17 protein-coding genes are annotated in these 17,938 nt (G+C 43.7%); 6 read left to right on the forward strand and 11 right to left on the reverse strand.

The window, feature by feature from the left end; translation table 11 throughout:
• The first annotated feature begins 24 nt into the window (after positions 1-24).
• Positions 25-1,419, forward strand: coding sequence for a glycoside hydrolase 100 family protein (locus NIES1031_RS02015; protein WP_073547866.1), 1,395 nt, complete (start codon positions 25-27; stop codon positions 1,417-1,419).
• 56 nt (positions 1,420-1,475) lie between these two features.
• On the opposite strand, the gene NIES1031_RS02020 is transcribed toward NIES1031_RS02015, so the two are convergent.
• Positions 1,476-1,811 carry a J domain-containing protein gene (locus NIES1031_RS02020; RefSeq protein ID WP_073547867.1) on the reverse strand — a complete coding sequence of 112 codons (336 nt, stop codon included), beginning with the start codon at positions 1,809-1,811 and terminating at the stop codon, positions 1,476-1,478.
• An 83-nt stretch (positions 1,812-1,894) separates the two neighbouring features.
• Between NIES1031_RS02020 and NIES1031_RS02025 the strand changes: the two genes are divergently transcribed.
• The gene (locus NIES1031_RS02025) at positions 1,895-2,983 is read left to right on the forward strand and encodes a tocopherol cyclase family protein (protein ID WP_073547868.1); all 1,089 of its coding nucleotides are present in this window, start codon (positions 1,895-1,897) and stop codon (positions 2,981-2,983) included.
• 118 nt (positions 2,984-3,101) lie between these two features.
• Here NIES1031_RS02025 and NIES1031_RS23585 read toward each other — a convergent pair whose 3' ends face one another.
• On the reverse strand, positions 3,102-3,782 hold the full coding sequence (locus NIES1031_RS23585; protein WP_143167687.1) for a hypothetical protein: 681 nt from the start codon (positions 3,780-3,782) through the stop codon (positions 3,102-3,104).
• Positions 3,783-4,526: 744 nt separating this feature from the next.
• Between NIES1031_RS23585 and NIES1031_RS02035 the strand changes: the two genes are divergently transcribed.
• Positions 4,527-5,144, forward strand: coding sequence for a YdcF family protein (locus NIES1031_RS02035; protein ID WP_218596638.1), 618 nt, complete (start codon positions 4,527-4,529; stop codon positions 5,142-5,144).
• 74 nt (positions 5,145-5,218) lie between these two features.
• Here NIES1031_RS02035 and NIES1031_RS02040 read toward each other — a convergent pair whose 3' ends face one another.
• The 6 genes from NIES1031_RS02040 to plsX all read right to left on the reverse strand — a co-directional run bounded on the left by NIES1031_RS02040 (position 5,219) and on the right by plsX (position 10,649).
• Positions 5,219-5,506: a DUF2288 domain-containing protein gene (locus NIES1031_RS02040; RefSeq protein ID WP_015189810.1), complete on the reverse strand. Its 288-nt coding sequence runs from the start codon at positions 5,504-5,506 to the stop codon at positions 5,219-5,221.
• Positions 5,507-5,635: 129 nt separating this feature from the next.
• The gene (locus NIES1031_RS02045) at positions 5,636-6,673 is read right to left on the reverse strand and encodes an AI-2E family transporter (protein WP_073547870.1); all 1,038 of its coding nucleotides are present in this window, start codon (positions 6,671-6,673) and stop codon (positions 5,636-5,638) included.
• Positions 6,674-6,810: 137 nt separating this feature from the next.
• Positions 6,811-7,449 (reverse strand): lysophospholipid acyltransferase family protein, encoded by a 639-nt coding sequence (locus tag NIES1031_RS02050; RefSeq protein WP_073547871.1) that lies wholly within the window; start codon positions 7,447-7,449, stop codon positions 6,811-6,813.
• Positions 7,450-7,593: 144 nt separating this feature from the next.
• Positions 7,594-8,472 (reverse strand): ACP S-malonyltransferase, encoded by an 879-nt coding sequence (gene fabD, locus NIES1031_RS02055; RefSeq protein WP_073547872.1) that lies wholly within the window; start codon positions 8,470-8,472, stop codon positions 7,594-7,596.
• Between the two features lie 23 nt (positions 8,473-8,495).
• Entirely contained in the window at positions 8,496-9,491 is a 996-nt protein-coding gene (locus NIES1031_RS02060; protein ID WP_330219931.1) for a beta-ketoacyl-ACP synthase 3, read from the reverse strand.
• A 111-nt stretch (positions 9,492-9,602) separates the two neighbouring features.
• On the reverse strand, positions 9,603-10,649 hold the full coding sequence (plsX, locus tag NIES1031_RS02065; protein WP_073547873.1) for a phosphate acyltransferase PlsX: 1,047 nt from the start codon (positions 10,647-10,649) through the stop codon (positions 9,603-9,605).
• Positions 10,650-10,938: 289 nt separating this feature from the next.
• On the opposite strand from plsX, the gene NIES1031_RS02070 reads away from it, so the two are divergent.
• Entirely contained in the window at positions 10,939-12,249 is a 1,311-nt protein-coding gene (locus tag NIES1031_RS02070) for a D-alanyl-D-alanine carboxypeptidase (protein ID WP_073547874.1), read from the forward strand.
• 3 nt (positions 12,250-12,252) lie between these two features.
• On the opposite strand, the gene lptC is transcribed toward NIES1031_RS02070, so the two are convergent.
• From lptC to metG, 3 genes are all read right to left on the reverse strand, one after another.
• Positions 12,253-13,413 (reverse strand): LPS export ABC transporter periplasmic protein LptC, encoded by a 1,161-nt coding sequence (gene lptC, locus NIES1031_RS02075; protein WP_073547875.1) that lies wholly within the window; start codon positions 13,411-13,413, stop codon positions 12,253-12,255.
• Between the two features lie 24 nt (positions 13,414-13,437).
• Entirely contained in the window at positions 13,438-14,091 is a 654-nt protein-coding gene (locus NIES1031_RS02080) for a LabA-like NYN domain-containing protein (RefSeq protein WP_218596639.1), read from the reverse strand.
• A 162-nt stretch (positions 14,092-14,253) separates the two neighbouring features.
• The gene (gene metG / locus NIES1031_RS02085; RefSeq protein WP_073547877.1) at positions 14,254-15,852 is read right to left on the reverse strand and encodes a methionine--tRNA ligase; all 1,599 of its coding nucleotides are present in this window, start codon (positions 15,850-15,852) and stop codon (positions 14,254-14,256) included.
• A gap of 397 nt (positions 15,853-16,249) precedes the next feature.
• On the opposite strand from metG, the gene NIES1031_RS02090 reads away from it, so the two are divergent.
• Complete coding sequence (locus NIES1031_RS02090) at positions 16,250-16,999, forward strand: lysophospholipid acyltransferase family protein (RefSeq protein WP_073547878.1); 750 nt, start codon at positions 16,250-16,252, stop codon at positions 16,997-16,999.
• A 105-nt stretch (positions 17,000-17,104) separates the two neighbouring features.
• Entirely contained in the window at positions 17,105-17,923 is an 819-nt protein-coding gene (locus tag NIES1031_RS02095) for an alpha/beta fold hydrolase (protein ID WP_073547879.1), read from the forward strand.
• The last annotated feature ends 15 nt before the right edge of the window (positions 17,924-17,938 follow it).

Raw genomic sequence — 17,938 nt, forward strand, 5'->3', positions numbered from 1 at the left:
CACTTATCATATTGTTCTAAAAAGATGACAGCTAGTGACATTAGCCATGAATTAATGCAAGAGGCAAGAGAGTTATTAGATAAATCACTTTTGTACTATCAAGGGCGTGCAGTTGGTACAATTGCAGCAAACGATCCTGAAATGGAAGCACTCAATTATGATCAGTGCTTTGTGCGTGATTTTGTTGTTTCAGCGATCGCTTTTTTAACCGAAGGACAAGTCGAAATTGTACGTGATTTTTTACTGGTAACGCTCAAACTCCAAAGTCATGAAAAGCAAATGGATGGTTTTAGTCCAGGACCTGGGTTGATGCCTGCGAGTTTTAAAGTAGAACACATTGATAGTGAAGAACGCTTGGTTGCTGATTTTGGCGAACACGCGATCGCCCGCGTCCCTCCAGTTGACTGCTGTTTGTGGTGGATTGTGTTGTTACGCGCGTACGTTAAAGCAACCGGAGATTTAGCGCTAGCGCATCAAGCCGATTTTCAAGAAGGAATCAAACTTATTCTCGATCTTTGCTTGGTGCATCGGTTTGCGATGTACCCGACAATGCTAGTTCCCGATGGCGCTTTTATGATTGACCGACGTATGGGTGTTTACGGTCATCCTTTAGAAATTCAAGTTTTATTTTATGCAGCTTTACGCGCAGCGAAAGAGTTACTTTTACCAGATAACAATGGCGATGAATACCTTAATGCTGTGAAACACCGCTTAGGAACCTTAGGCTATCACGTACGCGAATATTATTGGTTAAATTTACAACGGTTGAATGAAATTTATCGTTTTTCTGGTGAAGAATTTGGTCAGGAAATTGCCAATAAATTCAATATTTATGCTGACTCTATTCCACCTTGGTTAACCGAATGGTTGCCTGAAAATGGCGGCTATTTAGCAGGAAATCTAGGACCTGGAAGGATGGATTTTCGCTTTTTCGCGTTGGGAAATCTCATGGCAATTTTAATTTCACTAGCCAGCGAAGAAGAATCAAAACAAATTATGAATTTGATTGAAGCACGTTGGCACGATTTAGTAGGATATATGCCGATGAAAATCTGTTTTCCAGCGGTTGAAGGTACCGAATGGCGCATTATTACAGGATGTGATCCCAAAAATAGACCGTGGTCGTATCACAACGGTGGAAATTGGCCTATTCTACTATGGATGTTAACTGCGGCAGCGATAAAAACGAATCGCCAAGAACTTGCCCAAAAAGCGATCGCGATCGCAGAGGAACGTTTAGGGAAAGATCGATGGCCCGAATATTACGATGGTAAAAATGGGCGATTAATTGGTAAAGAATCAAGAAGATATCAAACCTGGAGTATTGCTGGATATTTAGCCGCAAAAGATATTATTGCTAATCCAGCAAACCTAAAACTTATCATCTTTGACGAAAATCCTGAATTTGTATCGTGTTGAATAATTAATATTAATATTATTAAGCACGTAACTTAGTACGCCTCTCCAAAAAACAACTATTGATAACTATTAAGTACAACTAAAATAAACCATGAAAGTGTCCATGAAAATATGATGATTTTATAATATATTTCTCGTTCTAAAGAACTGCCTGCATTACCTTGTTCTAAACAATGTTGAGGGTCAGTAAGAGTTTGACATGATTTAACAATTGCATAAGCTTCGTTAATAATTTTGATTTTCTCTTGGGCTTCTTGCTGTAGTTGCGGATGATGCGGAAAGCGATCCGGATGCCAAACCATTACTAAGCCTCGGTAAGCCTGCTTGATCTCAGCAAGCGACACACCAGGTTTTAAACCAAGAATTTCGTAGTATTGACCGATGTTGTTCATTTCAACTCCAATGCAGGTGATTGCGCATAGCGCAGCGCCCAAAGCGATCGCGCATACTGGTAAAGGATTAGGTTGTTGCTTTTATGCTTAGTATTCCCAACAATTTTTTGAACTCAACGCAAACACCGCATAGCGGCTACCATTGGGACGGTAGCGATCGCCGTTTTTTTGAAGGTTGGTATTATCGTGTCACTTTGCCCGATTGCGGTCAGACGTTTGCGTTTATGTACTCAATCGAAGACCCCATCGGGGGTAAACCTTACAGTGGTGGTGCAGCGCAAATTCTTGGTCCTGACGATGAATATCTCTGGCGGACTTTCCCTGATGTCAAAGGTTTTTGGGCAAATGCATCCAAACTCGAATTAGGTCATTGGGGTAAAACAGATTTACGCACGCAGCCGAATTTATTACTTCCTGCTGAATTTGACCGTTATGTTAAAGAAGGCTACCAAGCTACAGCCACACTTAATCAAGGAAGTTTTCACGATCCTGCGACTGGATATTGTCGTTGGCACTATGAAATTCAGCCAATCTATGGCTGGGGAGATAAAGGCGAACCTCAACAATCAACCGCTGGTTTTTTGTCATCTTTGCCCATCTTTGAACCTGGGTGGCAAATTTTAATGGCGCACGGGTTAGCCTCTGGTTGGATCGATTGGAATGGAAAGCGCTACGAATTTACCAATGCGCCCGCGTATGGAGAAAAAAACTGGGGTGGTGCTTTTCCCAAAAAGTGGTTTTGGGTAAATTGCAATTGTTTTGAAGGTGAACCTGACTTAGCTTTAACTGCTGGTGGCGGTAGACGGGGCGTGTTGTGGTGGATGGAATCGGTGGCGATGATTGGCGTTCACTACCAAGGTAAGTTTTACGAATTTGTTCCCTGGAACTCGCAAGTTTCTTGGCAAATACAGCCCTGGGGTAGCTGGCAAATGCAAGCGACAAATTCTGAATACGAGGTAACTCTCACGGGAACTACCGATTTGCCTGGAACTCCTTTACGCGCGCCGACAGAAAACGGTTTGATTTTCGCGTGTAAAGATACGATGCGGGGTGAGGTGCGCTTAGAAGTGCGATCGCGTTATTCCCAGCAATCAATTATTACTGCCTATAGTTCGCTGTGTGGTTTAGAAACAGGTGGCGGTTCTTGGGATACAACTTGGTATTCAAACTAGAGTCAATGTTTTGGAGTTGTTCAAATAAAAAAAAGTCCGCTGTGACGCGGACTTGTCCTCTAGAAGGGGAAGGGGATGTGGGGGACTCTTAATTTTTGTTGCAACTTGAGCGCAGAGATTACAGCGGCTGACTGCAAGCTTGCTGGGCTTGAATTCTTTCTCTAGTCGCTCCTCCACTGGGGCTTGCCATAGGAATAGGTTCACAAGCTACAGTACCAGAACTACTTGGGTTCGTAGAACCCTCAGGAGTTGTTGTCGAATCTTCCGATTCAGGCGTCGTACCAGCATCCGGCGCTGTTGTGCCATCGGGGGCGGGAATCGTCGAACCATTGTCAGGAGTCGTACCAGTATCGGGAGTTGTTGGAGTGCCTGGTATGGGAGGGGTTATAGAACCATCTGGACTTGGAGTCGTGGTACCAGGATTGGGGCTTGTACCAGTGCCAGGAGGAGTTGTTGTCGAATCTTCCGATTCAGGCGTCGTACCAGCATCCGGCGCTGTTGTGCCATCGGGGGCGGGAATCGTCGAACCATTGTCAGGGGTCGTACCAGTATCGGGAGTTGTTGGAGTGCCTGGTATGGGAGGGGTTATAGAACCATCTGGACTTGGAGTCGTGGTGCCAGGATTGGGGCTTGTACCAGTGCCAGGAGGAGTTGTGGAGGCATCCGGTGCAGGAATTGTGGTCGGTGTTTCTTCCAGTTGAGCCTGCAACATCAGTTCTTTTGGTCTTGCTTCTACCGTAACACTGCTTGCTATCAAAAAAGCAAGAACAGAACTACCTGTTAAAAGTTGCTTGAGCATTTCGGTTGTCTCCCTAGTATTTGCCTGCCTTGTCAGAAATTAGGAATTACTGCTTAGCACGGCACCTCTAAGTTGGATCAATTCCTAGTACCTTAATGCACTTTGCCAATTCTGCATACCGAAGGTTTTTGGCAAACTATTAAGTAGCAATAGACACTAGCAACGATTTAAATATTGAGTAGCTTTCCCGTTGGCTACAAATGCTGAGTTAATTTACTTACTAACTTTTTGTATTAAATTTTGCATTTTTGTCAAAAAACCTTAAGGAAAGATTAGGAAAACAAATAACTTATCCCTACTATTGATAAACATTTTCTTAGTAGTTGGTTACGACTATAATGGTTAAACAAATGGGGCTGTAGCTCAGCAGGATAGAGCGAGCGCCTCCTGATATATCGGGCATCATAAGGGAAACCTTATGTATGAATGCGGTCAAAGTCGGTGAACCCTAAGGAGCTAGCTGACGATAAATGCCTAGATTAGTTTAGGTTATAGTCGTTGGAATCTATGGAAATACCGAGCCAAGCCCAATGCTAGATTTGTGGTTTTAGCTTTGATCTCAATCTCAATCTAAAACTACGAATCAAACTAGGGAAGGTGTAGAGACTAGACGATCGCCACCTAAGAGCTTTTAAGCTTATGGTGAAGGTATAGTCCAGAGAGTGAGGAAACTCACACAAATCTGAAGCGCTAGGTCGCCGGTTCGAATCTGGCCAGTCCCGTTGCCTGCTAATCTAGATAATCGTGCTGTTGAGTAAAAATAGCTATTTGAGAAAGCAACGTTATTCGTCCTTGAACAGACGCAAATCTAGAAGCAGGTTGTTTCCTTATCTTATGCTAGTTCTACCACTGATTCTTTTGTGGGGTTACAAAGAAATCAAAAGCCAGTTAGCGCCACCGCAAGCCATATTGGTACTTGGTGGTTCTACTAAACGTGAGAAATTTGCCGCACAATTCGCGCGAAAACATCCTGATATTCCCATTTGGGTTTCTGGAGGAACGCCAAAAGACTATGCAGAAGGTGTATTTACCGATGCAGGAATTGAGCTTAGTCGTTTGCATCTAGACTATCGTGCGGTGGATACGGTTACAAACTTCACTACGTTAGTTGATGAGTTTCAAGCGCAAGGAATTAACAAAATTTATCTCATTACTTCTGACTATCATATGCGCCGCGCCAGAGTGATCGGCAGTATTGTCTTAGGAAGCCGAGGAATGGAGTTCCAACCAGTACCTGTACCATCCGAACGATCGCCTGAACCTGTGGAAAAAGTTCTACGTGATGGCGCGAGGGCTTTACTATGGTTAACAACTGGGCGTACTGGTGCTTCACTTCCAAGTTTAGGAAATAGGGAACCGTGAATAGTGAGTTTTGGAAAGTGCCAGCGTTACAAGTCATATCATCTACCCTAACTAATTTTTAACCCTGACCTCTGTTATAGTTCTTGGATGAGAACGAAGGGTTGGACAATTAAGCTATTAAATCGCTTTGTGCGATCGCCATTCCAGTCTGATATTTGAGTAACTGAAGGTTTATGAATGAGTTGGTCATCAATCCAGCTTTGCACTGATGCTACATTGTCACTCGCAAGTGCTACTCCCACATCGACTAAATCGAGTTGTTCTGCAACAAAAATTACTGCATCTCGCTGCACATGAGGAATTAACCAATTCCATTCGGCTTCATCTAAACCTTCTGCTAATTCTGCTCTTAAATCTTCCATTATTCAAAAATATGTTGGCGTCTATGCTTATTTTACTACTTTAAAAATACTGGTACCTCGTACTAAGTAGAGGTTAGCCATAACTTTTTCTATTGCTAAGTGCTAGCATTTTTTTTTTGACTTATTTTTTTATACTTCTGCTTTCATTTCATCAATCTCGAACAAAGTGACGATAACTCCTGCTAAGGGAATAGCAATAAAAATTCCTAAAATTCCTGCGACTCTTGCTCCTACTAATAAAGCAAAAAAGACAACAACAGGATTAAGATTCAGCGAATCTTGCATTACACGTGGCGCGATTAAGTTATCTTGAATTTGTTGCAAAACAATACAAGCAGCTAATACTTTTAAAGCTAGCCAAACACTTTGCGATACAACAATTAGAGTTATGATACTGACACCTAAAGTTGCTCCAATACCAGGTATAGCATCAAAAACGCCTACAATAATTGCTAATACTAATGGAAAAGGTACTCCTAAAACAACAAAAACTAAAAAACTAGAAATTGTTAAAAAAACCATTAAGAGAAACTGACCTCTAAAAAAGCCCAAAAACTTACGTTTAATGACTCCTGTTAAACGCGATCGCTGTTGCTTCGGTGCAAATTTTAGAAGTAATCTCCACAGGCGTTCGCCATCAAGTAGCATAAACAAGGCGACAACTGCGATTAAAATCATTGTGACAAGATTCGCCAGAAAAATCTGCAATGTAGCTAAACTAGAAAAGATTAACCCTAAAGCTTGACTGCGAATTTGTTCTTCGATTCCTTCTAGATTGACTTGTAAGTTACGTTCGCGTAAAAAAGCCTCGGCTTGACCTACTAATGGTGCTAAAGAATTTAAAAAAGTCGTGACACTATCAATTAATTGTTGACCTTGATATAATACAGCTAAGCCGACGGTAATAGTCAGACCAGCAATGACGACAAGACTAACCAAGAAGACAACAATAACCGCAAAACCATGCGGTAAAAAATGTCGCAGCCATTGAACAGGATAGCTGAGTAAAAAAGCTAAAATAGCTGCTGAAGTAAAGATAATAATGACAGTTTGAAAGTAATCTAAAAGTAAAATTGAAGCCCAACCACAAGCAAACAACAATAAAAAGCGAACGAGAACTGAATTGTTGAGTCGTTCCCAAAAATGTTTTGCTGGTGGTTCACTCATATAATAGGGGTCAGAGGTCAGAGGTTAGAGATCAGGATTACAAGCTAACTTTTGACAATAACTTTAAGCTTCTATCATCTCCTAATCATCTCTTCAATTGCTATAAATTAGAGTTCAGAAGATAATAAAAATAACGGTTAGCGCCCCAGGTCGTGTAAAGATGCGATCGCATCCGCACATTTTTGCGTTACGGCGAGAAGTTCAGCTTTATCGGTTGAACTTGGTGGAGGTATAATCTGACTGATTCGGACTGTAACGGGTACCGAACGCGGTATCGTCGAGCCTTTTTGCATAATTTTATGCGTTCCCCACAAACTAACGGGTAAAAGTGGTGCTTTTGTTTTAGCTGCAATCAAAGCTGCACCGAGTTTAGGTTCGGTAATTTTGCCATCAGGTGTACGAGTTCCTTGCAAAAAAACACCCGCAGCCCATCCTTCTTCAAGATACTTTACAGCGGCGCGAATCGCACTGCGATCGGCAGAACCGCGTTTAACTGGATAAGCACCGTATAACTCAATTGCACGACTGAAAACGGGAATTTGAAATAATTCTTCTTTCGCCATATAAGCAACTGGTCTGCGCACGCAACATGATAGAATTGGCGGGTCAAAATCACTTGCATGGTTGCTAACGACGACTAATGGTCCTTCCTGAGGGACATTTTCTGCACCATAAACACGTCCTCGAAAGTAAACGCGCAGCATGGGATTAACAACTGACCACTTGAAGGCGTAGTACAGGAGTAGACTAACAAAAGGTTCGCGGCTTCGAGCCATAAAGAGGGGTCAGGGGTTAGAGGTTGGGGGTCAGAGAGTAAAAAAGCAGAGGTGCAGGGGTGGTAGAGGGGCAGAGGAAGAATAAAATGAGGGGTAACTCAAAACTCACGCACTAGTCACTAGCCACTCAGTTTTAGTTAACTGCTAAGCAGAGAGGTCTGCCGCACTACTAACATTCTTTAAGATTAAGTCAGTGTGGGTACGTTTGATCAAACCAGTTAGCACATTACCAGGACCAATTTCTATAACTTGCTCGATTCCTTCTTGGCGGAAGTATTCACAAGTTTCGCGCCATCTAACAGCGCCAGTAATTTGACGCTGCAGGCGTTCTTTGATGACTTCACCATCCACAGCAGGAGTTGGTTCGACGTTTGATAGTACGGGAACTTGCGCAGTATTAAAAACAACGGTGCGCAGAACTTCCTCAAATTCAGACGCCGCCGCCGCCATCAAAGGAGAGTGAAACGCGCCTGAAACATTTAAGGGAACCGCACGCTTTGATTTCACTTGCGATAGAACTGCGTTCACGGCGTTAGGAGTTCCTGAAATTACCACCTGCGCGGAACTGTTGTCGTTTGCTAGGACAACATCGGGAGTTTGTTGAATTTGCGCTTCGAGTTCGTCACGATCAAAGCCGATCAAAGCTGCCATCATCCCACCCGCCGCATTGTCCATCAATTCGGCTCGCCGTTTGACTAAAGTTAAGCCTGCTGCCCAATCATAAACGCCTGCTGCGTAGAGCGCAATGTATTCTCCTAAGCTGTGTCCAGCAACAAGATCGGGGCGTTGACCTTGTTGTTGCATCAAGTCTACGAGCAGACTTTCTACAACGTAAAGACAGGGCTGCGTATAAAGCGTACGCGAGATATCATCTTCACTTTGACAAACGTCAGTCACTGACCAGCCTAAGATCTCTTCAGCTTGGGCAAATTTCGCTTTAGCTGCGTCGATTTCTAATAAATCGATTCCCATACCAATTTTTTGGGAACCTTGTCCAGGAAATATCCATGCAGTCTTAGTCATGTTTTTAGCAATTAGCAAGTGGCTTATCTACCCCATGAAAAAATTGCAGCACCCCAAGTTAATCCCGCACCAAAACCAGAAGCAGCAATAATATCGCCATCTTTGATTTTGTCAGCGCGTACGGCTTCATCAAGTGCTAAAGGAATTGAAGCGGCTGAAGTATTGCCGTAGTGGGCAAGATTGCTGATGACCTTATGGTGAGGAATATGCAAGCGATCAGCTACAGCGTCGAGGATACGTTGATTTGCTTGATGTAGCAGCAACCAATCAATTTGGTCTACCTTGAGATTAGCCCGAAACAGTGCTTTATCAATCACCTCTGGAACGCGTTGTACGGCAAAGCGATACACTTCTTTACCGTTCATCGTGATCGGTTGGTAATTGCCTTTAGCAACATCGATATCGTTGACGAGTGCTTGCACTTGAGGCTGATAGGCAAGGTTGAGGCATCGATTTTGCGTGCCGTCACTTTTAAGTTCAAATCCAAGTAAGCGATCGCGCTTACTCGCTTGCATCACGACTGCACCTGCACCGTCGCCAAATAAAACGCACGTCCGCCGATCTTCCCAATCAACCCAGCGCGAGAGAATGTCTGCCCCAATTAAGAGAATATTTTGGTAGACACCTGTGCGGATGTACTGTGCCGCAGTGACCAATCCAAACACAAAACCCGAACACGCTGCGGTCATATCGAAGGCGACGGCTTGCGTTGCGCCCAAAGCCGCTTGAATTTGACACGCACTACCAAACAAGTCATCCGGAGTTGAAGTTGCCAGAATAATTAGATCGATGTCGGTTGGTGCGATGCCTGCCATTGCGATCGCCTGTAAAGAGGCTTGAGTGGCGATCGCTTGCAAAGAATCATTTGCTGTTGCTAAGCGTCGCGAACGAATTCCTGTCCGTGTCGCAATCCATTCATCTGAAGTTTCCACTAACTGCGTGAGTACTTCGTTGCTGAGGAAGTTAGTTGGTACGGCTGAACCACTCCCTGTAATTGCTACCCCAAAATTTTGCAACATTCTTCTCCATAGTTCAGATGCAGGTGTGAGGAGTTAGTGGTTAGTGGTTAGTGGTTAGTGGTTAGTGGTTAGTGGAGTGATTTGTTATCTTCACTTTTCCTCTAGCGCAATTTACCCCCTGACCTCTGACCCCTGATCCTTGACCTCTAGATTTACGCCGCGATTTTGTGACTGAATTCGCTCCAGGACTCGGTTATCAATTGCTTCTTTCGCTAAGCGAATCGCATTGAAGATTGATGGTGCTTGGGAACTGCCGTGACTGATAATGCATACTCCCGCAACACCCAGGAGCAATCCTCCACCGTGTTCGGCGTGGTCAATCCGCTGCTTGATTCGCTTGAGGTTTGACTTGAGTAGGGCGGTGCCAATGTGTCCGTGCAACCCTTGCGGTAGTTCTTCGCGAAGAATTTGAATTGCTACCTCTCCTACAGCCTCAGCGAACTTCAACAGAACATTACCCGCAAAGCCATCACACACAATCACATCAAAGCGACCAGAAAGGACATCTCGTCCTTCGGCGTTACCAATGAACGAGATTTGCTTATTCTCTTTTAGCAGTTGGTAAGTTCTTACCGCCAAGTCATTGCCTTTAGATTCTTCCTCACCGATGTTGAGTAGCCCTACTTTTGGTGCTGTAATCCCCAAGACATACTGGCTGTAAACTGTGCCCATCAGCGCGAACTGCTCTAAAAACTTCGGGCGACAATCAACGTTTGCCCCGACATCAAGAATCAGCACCGGCTTACTTGCGATCATCGTCGGCAAAACTGCTCCAATCGCAGGACGGTCAATTCCTCGCAGGCGTCCCAAGCGGAGCAACGCAGCTGCCATCGCGGCTCCTGAGTGACCCGCAGAAACTACCGCATCGGCTTGCTTTTGCTTCACCAAATCCATTGCTACATTGATCGAAGCCTTAGGCTTGCGTTTGATGGCGCTTAGCGGCTCCTCATGCATTTCTACCGTTCCTTCCGCTGGAATGATAGCAATTTGGTCTAAACGATTTTGATGTGGAACAGGTTTAATTTGCTGGGGATCTCCCACCAATAAAACTTCTACCCCTAATTCTTCCCGTGCGCGCAGTGCGCCAGCAACAATTTCGGTAGGGGCATAATCCCCTCCCATAGCATCAATTGCGATCCGTGCGCGAGTCGCTCCCATTGCTCAAAGTTCTAGAAACCTACAAAATTCTATCAGATTAAACGTTACAGGTTAGAGATTAAAAATTGTACAGATAATTAATATTTTGCTCAGACGCATACTGGCGTAGTAGTTCAAGCATTTTTGTAAAAACATTTGAAAAGTCGGAGTAATTTTCTCAAGCGCAAATTTAGCGCAATGCTTCCGTTCATCAAATTGAAACTCTCTACCTAAATTTATCGACACCTAATTAGAGTTAGAATCGTCTCCTGAAATTGGGATTGGTATTTATTGGTGAGGCAAGTCAAGAATGCTGCAACTTTTTGGTTCAGGACTAATTTCATTGTGGTTGGAAATGGCGGGGGTGCAACCTAAACCTGTCGATGCTTTGGAGTTTTTTACATTAAATAGCCGCCCTGGGTTAGTCCTGGCACCTGATTCTCATCCTTTTGCCGCTAATACTGTACAAGCGTATTTGCAGCAATTAGAAGCTACGGGCTTAGAGAGAAACAATCAGGGAATTTGGTTACAATCTGGACCTGTATTACTTGCAAATAATCAAGGAACTCAACCTTTACCTGCGGCTTCGATTACCAAAGTGGCGACGTCGCTTGCGGCTTTAAAAACATGGGGACCAAGTCACCAATTTGAAACGCTCGTTAGCGCAACTGGACCGATCAACAATGGCGTTGTCCGAGGAGACTTAGTCATTCAAGGCGGGGGCGATCCCTTTTTTGTGTGGGAAGAAGCGATCGCCCTTGGTAATAGTCTCAACCGCATGGGGATCAAGCGTATCACCGGCAACTTAGTGATTAGTGGCAATTTCGCCATGAATTACAAAACCAACCCATTACAAGCTGGTCAACTGTTACAGCAAGCGATGAACGCAGCAACATGGTCGCGTGAAGTCACCGCACAATACTTAACCATGCCCCAAGGAACGCCGCGCCCGCAAGTTGCGATCGCAGGTACTGTCCATGTCGCATCCTTACCCAATCCTAAACAAATCTTGCTCGTGCGCCATCGTTCGTTACCCTTGTCCGAAATTCTCAAGGAAATGAACATTTACAGCAACAATGAAATGTCAGAAATGCTAGCCCAAAATCTTGGAGGCGCGCAGGTAGTACAATCGATAGCAGCAACCGCTGCCAAAGTTCCACGGCAAGAAATTCAATTGATTAACGGTTCAGGTTTAGGAGTCGAAAACCGCATATCGCCAAGAGCCGCGTGTGCAATGTTAATGGCAATTCAGCGCAAGTTACTGCCTGCGCAGCTGAGTGTTGCTGATTTATTTCCTGTATCAGGCCGCGATCGCCGAGGCACAATGGAAGCGCGACGCATTCCCCAAGCTGCGGTGATTAAAACGGGGACATTACGCGATGTCAGTGCTTTAACCGGAGTTTTACCCACACGCGATCGCGGTTTAGTTTGGTTTACCATTATCAATCGCGGAACGAATGTCGAAGACTTACGCGCAAGACAAGATCAACTATTGCAAAGATTGTTAAAGCAATGGCAAGTCACCGCTACAGTTCCCGCCGCAATCGCTCCTAGATCCTCTAACAGCATTCCTATCCCGCTGGGCGCAGCCAGCCGCAATGAGATCTTGTACGGAGGCTAGCCTCTATGGTATAATCTCTGTCACTACCCGACGACCACTACCACTACTACTGACAACCAAACTTTCATTTTGCAGTTTTCCGACAGCTTTATCACCTGTAAAACTAACTGGCGGTTGCGTTTGACGATAGACAACATTACCTTGGGCTTCAACTAACTGCGTCGGAATCGTCCACGTTAGCCTTTGCGAGTTGATCGTTTGACCTTTTTGCCCAGAACCTACAACATCGCCATTGAGATAAGCAATTTGCTGTCGCAAATCCATCCGCCCTCGTTTAGCTGTCATCGTCATTTTTTCTTGATGATGCACGACGCGTACTGGTTGATCTGTCGTAACAGTTTCTATATTTAAATCCCAAACGGCGGAGTTGCTGGCAACTTGTACAGGTGGATCGACAAGTGCAATTTGCGCATTTTCTTTCAACGTCGCAATTTTGGTTTTTAAATTGAACTCACCCGAATTCGCCGTCGATCTTGCTGTAATTTTTTTGTCTTGATAGCGATCAATTGCAATCGCGCGATCAGCGATCAATCTTTCTTCTGGAATTAACCAAGTCAATTGTTCCGTGCGCAGTTGCGTAGCAGGTTCGGTTGTGTTAGCAACAACTTTCCCTTGCAGTTCAACGCGCTGTTTGCGGCTAAAAACTCTTGCTTCTTGCGCTACAGCTTGTACCTGTTTATGGCTACCCGTTAACTGGTTGCGGACGATCAACAAATCTTCTTGGGGACGCCATTCTAACTCATTACCGCGCAGTACCAAGCCACTTTTGGGATCTGTCGCTACAATTTGTCCTTTCAGGAATAGCTGTTTTCCATCTTGGTGAACTTCGCCTTCTTGGGCTTGAATTCGATAGACAGACTTGCCATCTTGGAATAATTCTCCTGTCGGATTTTTGACCTGTGCGACTTGCTGATCTTGACTGTAAGTTGCTTGCACCGCTTTCACTTTCCAAACCGTTTGTCCTTGTTCGTCTGCTTGTTCTAAATCGACATTGTTAAAAGTCAACTCAGTGTCAACTTTTTGAACAGTCGTTGTGTCTTGCGAAAGTTTTTGCGCGGTTTGGTTTTGATTTTGGCAGCCCATAGCGATCGCTACCAGCACAATTGCCAATAGAGACGCTGTGGCGTGACGGCGAATAGAGAATAAAAGATAGAAACGATTCATATTTCTATCTTCGCTCGTGATTCTTCACTCTTGTGACGTTGGCATAATATTTGGTATGCCATCAGGTGTGATAATTCCTGCTTGTGGTGGTTGCTCAATAATTTCCATTGTCGGAATTGGGCGATAGAGATAGTCTTGTCTTGGTGTCTTTTGAATATCGTCTTTAATCGATTCTAAATCGATATAGCGATCCGAGACATTAATCAAACTATCGCTTGTCATCGTGCGTAAACTGACAACTTCTACCCGCGAACCGCGATAGCTAACCGCATTTGCTGCATAAGCGAGATCGCCATCGCCACTCACCAATACTGCTGTATCGTAAGAATCAACGAGTGCCATCATGTCAACGGCGATTTCAACGTCCAAGTTAGCTTTCTTTGAGCCATCGGGTAACTGTACTAAGTCTTTCGCAATGACTCTGTACCCATTACGCCGCATCCACAATAAAAAGCCTTGTTGCTTTTCGTTTGTGCGATCTACTCCGGTATAGAAAAACGAGCGCAGCAGCCGAGAACCCGCTGTTAGCCGACATAAGAGTTTTGTATAGTCAATCTCGATTCCCAGTTGCAGGGCAGCGTAAAACAAATTAGAGCCATCGATGAAAATCGCGACTCTACCTCGATTTTCTAGCACCTGTTCAGGCGTGAAAATCGAATCCGATTCAAAATTTAACATGATTTATTATGCCTCGATATTATTAAGATTTTTTATAAAAGAAATGATTGTTTTAGATAAAGTATGTTACACCAGATTGTTATATTTGACATGACAACTTATATTAAGACTTGATTAATTTAGCCATCATTAAGTTGCCAGTATAGTTGTATCAGGTGATAACTAAATTGCTTGTAGCAATTCGAGTCTTTGGAACACGGGTTTTGGAGTGCCTAATTTTTCGTTTACGCTTAATAGTCCCCACTTGGCATGGCTATTAAAGGGCGTCACAACAATTTGTGACTTTTCATTAAAGTTTATAGAAAAACCAAGTTGTTGATAAATCTTGCTGGACACGTTAGGAATAATCGGTGATAGCAAATAGGCTGCTAATCGAATCGATTCGAGTACAGTATAGAGTACTTGTTCTACTTGTTGCTGCTGTCCTTGTTTATAAAGTGTCCAGGGGGCTTGCTCGTCGATAAACTTATTACCTGCTCTTACTAAAGACAAAATAGCATCACACGCTTGATTAAAGGCTAGGGCTTCGTAGTTATGTGCAACTTTTTCGCCCAAAGTTAAGCCAATCGCCTTTAATGGGTGGTCAGCGGGAATATCGTCACTTGAGCAATCAGGGACATTTCCGTTACAATACTTTTTCACCATATTTAAGGTGCGGTTTAACAAATTGCCCAAGTCGTTGGCTAAATCTGCGTTTAGCACATTAATAAAGCGCGTTTCGTTAAAATCTCCATCTTTGCCAAATTCAATTTCTTTAAAAAAGTAGTATCGTACCGCGTCTGCGCCGTAGCGTTCAACTAAAGCAATGGGATCAAGAGTATTACCAAGGCTTTTGCCCATTTTTTGCCCATCTTTAGTTAAAAATCCATGCCCAAATACCTTATGGGAGATTGGCAGCCTTGCAGACATCAGCATTGCGGGCCAATATACAGCATGGAACCGTAAGATATCTTTGCCAATTAAATGTAAATTAATTGGCAACCACTGACTGAGGACATTTTCTAAGTTTGGTTCGTCGTCGGGATTAAGTAGCGCGGTAAGATATCCTACTAACGCATCAAACCAAACATAAATTGTTTGCTTGGGATCAACGGGTATGGGAAATCCCCAATCTAAGTTTACACGTGAAATTGAAAAGTCTTGCAGTCCCTGGCTAACGAAGTTGAGAACTTCATTACGGCGACTTTCTGGTTGAATAAAATCGGGGTGTTGTTGGTATAGTTCTTCTAGCTGCGATTGATAGCGTGACAAGCGAAAAAAGTAATTTTCTTCATCGCGCCACTCGGCTTGCTTGTTGGTATGAATTGGACAACGATGTCCATCTAAGAGTTCGCGTTCTTCTTTGAATTCCTCACACGCAATGCAATACCAGCCTTGTTGTCTACTTTTATAAATATCTCCTTGATCCCAAACACGTTGAAAAAATTCTTTAACGATCGCTTCGTGTTTTGTGCTTGTTGTGCGGATAAAACTATCGTACTGAATATCAAGTTTTTCCCATAGTGCAACAAATCCTGCGGCAATTTCATTGCAGTAAGCTTGTGGCGATCGCCCTTTACTTTCGGCGGTGCGCTGAATTTTTTGACCGTGTTCGTCGGTTCCTGTCACAAACATGACAGACTTACCTTGTAACCGCGCAAATCTTGCTAGTATATCCGCAGCGATTGTTGTGTAAGCACTACCAATGTGTGGTAGGTCATTCACATAATAAAGTGGTGTTGTCAGTGCAAATTTTTCTGTTGTTTTACTCGCAGATATCATGCAAAGTTTATAAATAATCTTAAATTTCCTTGATCATACCTCAGAGACTCTAGGTATGTATTTTTGTTACCGAATTCTAATTAGATAAAAATGTCTTCTCGCGTTTGACTAAAGTAGTAGCCGATAAAGATAAAGCTGTTAGAAACAGTGACGAAGTATCTCGATGAATTTTGCCTAAAACTTGTAAAACTTAGCTGATTATACCAATTTTATGGTTATTTTTCTCAAACTATTAGCAAATAATGCCTGATTTGCTCAAATGCGGACGAAGACAGGTACATTTAGGCTAGTTCTTACTTCTGGGACTCGCCGCCAAAGATGAATAAATGTAACATCTTAGTTAAGTAAAGCTAATCTGCTTTCAGATATCCTAGACGCATAATTGACACGGCAACGCATGAGTGCAAATAACGCCTTGCAGGTTTCTCAAGGGTTTCTTGCTTCGGTAGGAACTCAAATGTTTCGCTATTACGAGGATCGCATTCCTCGCAGTGGTCCTGTGCTTGTGGTGAGCAATCATCGCAGCTTTATGGACGCACCAATTCTCATGGCAGCTTTAGAGCGACCGATTCGCTTTGCCTGCCATCACTATATGGCTCAAGTACCAATTATGCGCGAAATCGTCACAGATCTTCTAGGATGCTTTCCGCTAGAGGCAAGAGAAAAAAGACAGCAAGGCTTTTTTCAGCAGGCTTTGCATTTGTTAAATAGTTCTCAAGTCGTGGGCGTGTTTCCAGAAGGAACAAAACCGATGGTGACTTTTACGCAGCCGGATCATTTGGGTAACTTTCAGCGTGGGTTCGCGCATTTGGCTTTACGCGCTACGACACCTGGTACATTGTCAAAGCCTGTAACAGATTTAACGATTCTACCGATGGCGATCGCCTCTTTAGAAGAAGTCAACACTTCGGCAGTGCCTTTAAAGCTACTCAGCTTGTTCGATCCTTCGGAACCTTTGTTCGATCAGTCGGGTTGGCATCCGTTAGTGATTTATCGTCGTGTTGCGGTTTTAGTTGGACGTCCCTATTGGATTTCACACCAACAGCAGATGGAATATCAAGGCAAGCAGGCAAAAAAAGCCGTGAGGGAATTAACACATTACTGCCAAACGGAAATTGCGCAACTACTACGCCAAGGATTCTACTAGGAATTTTTATTAAGTTTTCAATAACTAGTTAATAAACCAATATAAAACTTCTTTTCCTTGATCCCTATTTATTTACAGCAGAGTTAAGTCTATCCAAATTTAACAATGTCAGAAATTGAAAGCAAACCTGTTTTTTTGACACCGAACAAAGTTCAGTCGCAGTATCCCTTGTTTGTATTTCTACCAGGAATGGATGGAACGGGGCGACTGCTGCGATCGCAAACCGAAGGCTTAGAAGTTGCATTTGATGTTCGTTGTTTGTCGATTCCTTTGGATGATTTAACAAGTTGGGCAGATCTTAGTCAACAAGTCGTCGATTTAATTGAACTAGAAATTGCTAAAAATCCGCAACGCAAAGTCTATTTGTGTGGTGAATCGTTTGGCGGTTGTCTCGCGATCAAAGTCGCACTCCACTCACCACAACTTTTTGACAGAATTATTTTAGTGAATCCTGCGTCTTCTTTTCATCGTCGTTCGTGGTATGGTTGGGCATCGCAGTTAATTCATATCGTTCCGCGCTGGGTTTATCCGTTTGGCGCGTTAGGGCTACTCCCCTTCATTGCTTCCCTTGATAGAATTGCCCCAACTGAACGCCAAGATCTCCTCCACGTGATGCGATCAGTTCCACCAGAAACTGTTTTATGGCGGTTGTCTTTAGTGCAAGAATTTGATGTGAGTGATGCGCAGCTACGCCAGTTAACTCAACCGATTTTGGTTGTAGCGAGTAGACGCGATCGCCTTTTACCGTCGGTTGCTGAAGCACGACACCTGGCTAGAGTTTTCGATAATGTTCAAACAGTATTTTTACCGTATAGCGGACACGCTTGCTTAATCGAAGAAGACATTAACCTCTACGAGATTATGCAGAGGAAAGATTTTTTGGATGATTCGACTAAAGCAGTACCGTATGTAGTCGATCATTAAAACAATAACGACGAG

Source organism: Chroogloeocystis siderophila 5.2 s.c.1, from assembly GCF_001904655.1.
Taxonomy (GTDB): domain Bacteria; phylum Cyanobacteriota; class Cyanobacteriia; order Cyanobacteriales; family Chroococcidiopsidaceae; genus Chroogloeocystis; species Chroogloeocystis siderophila.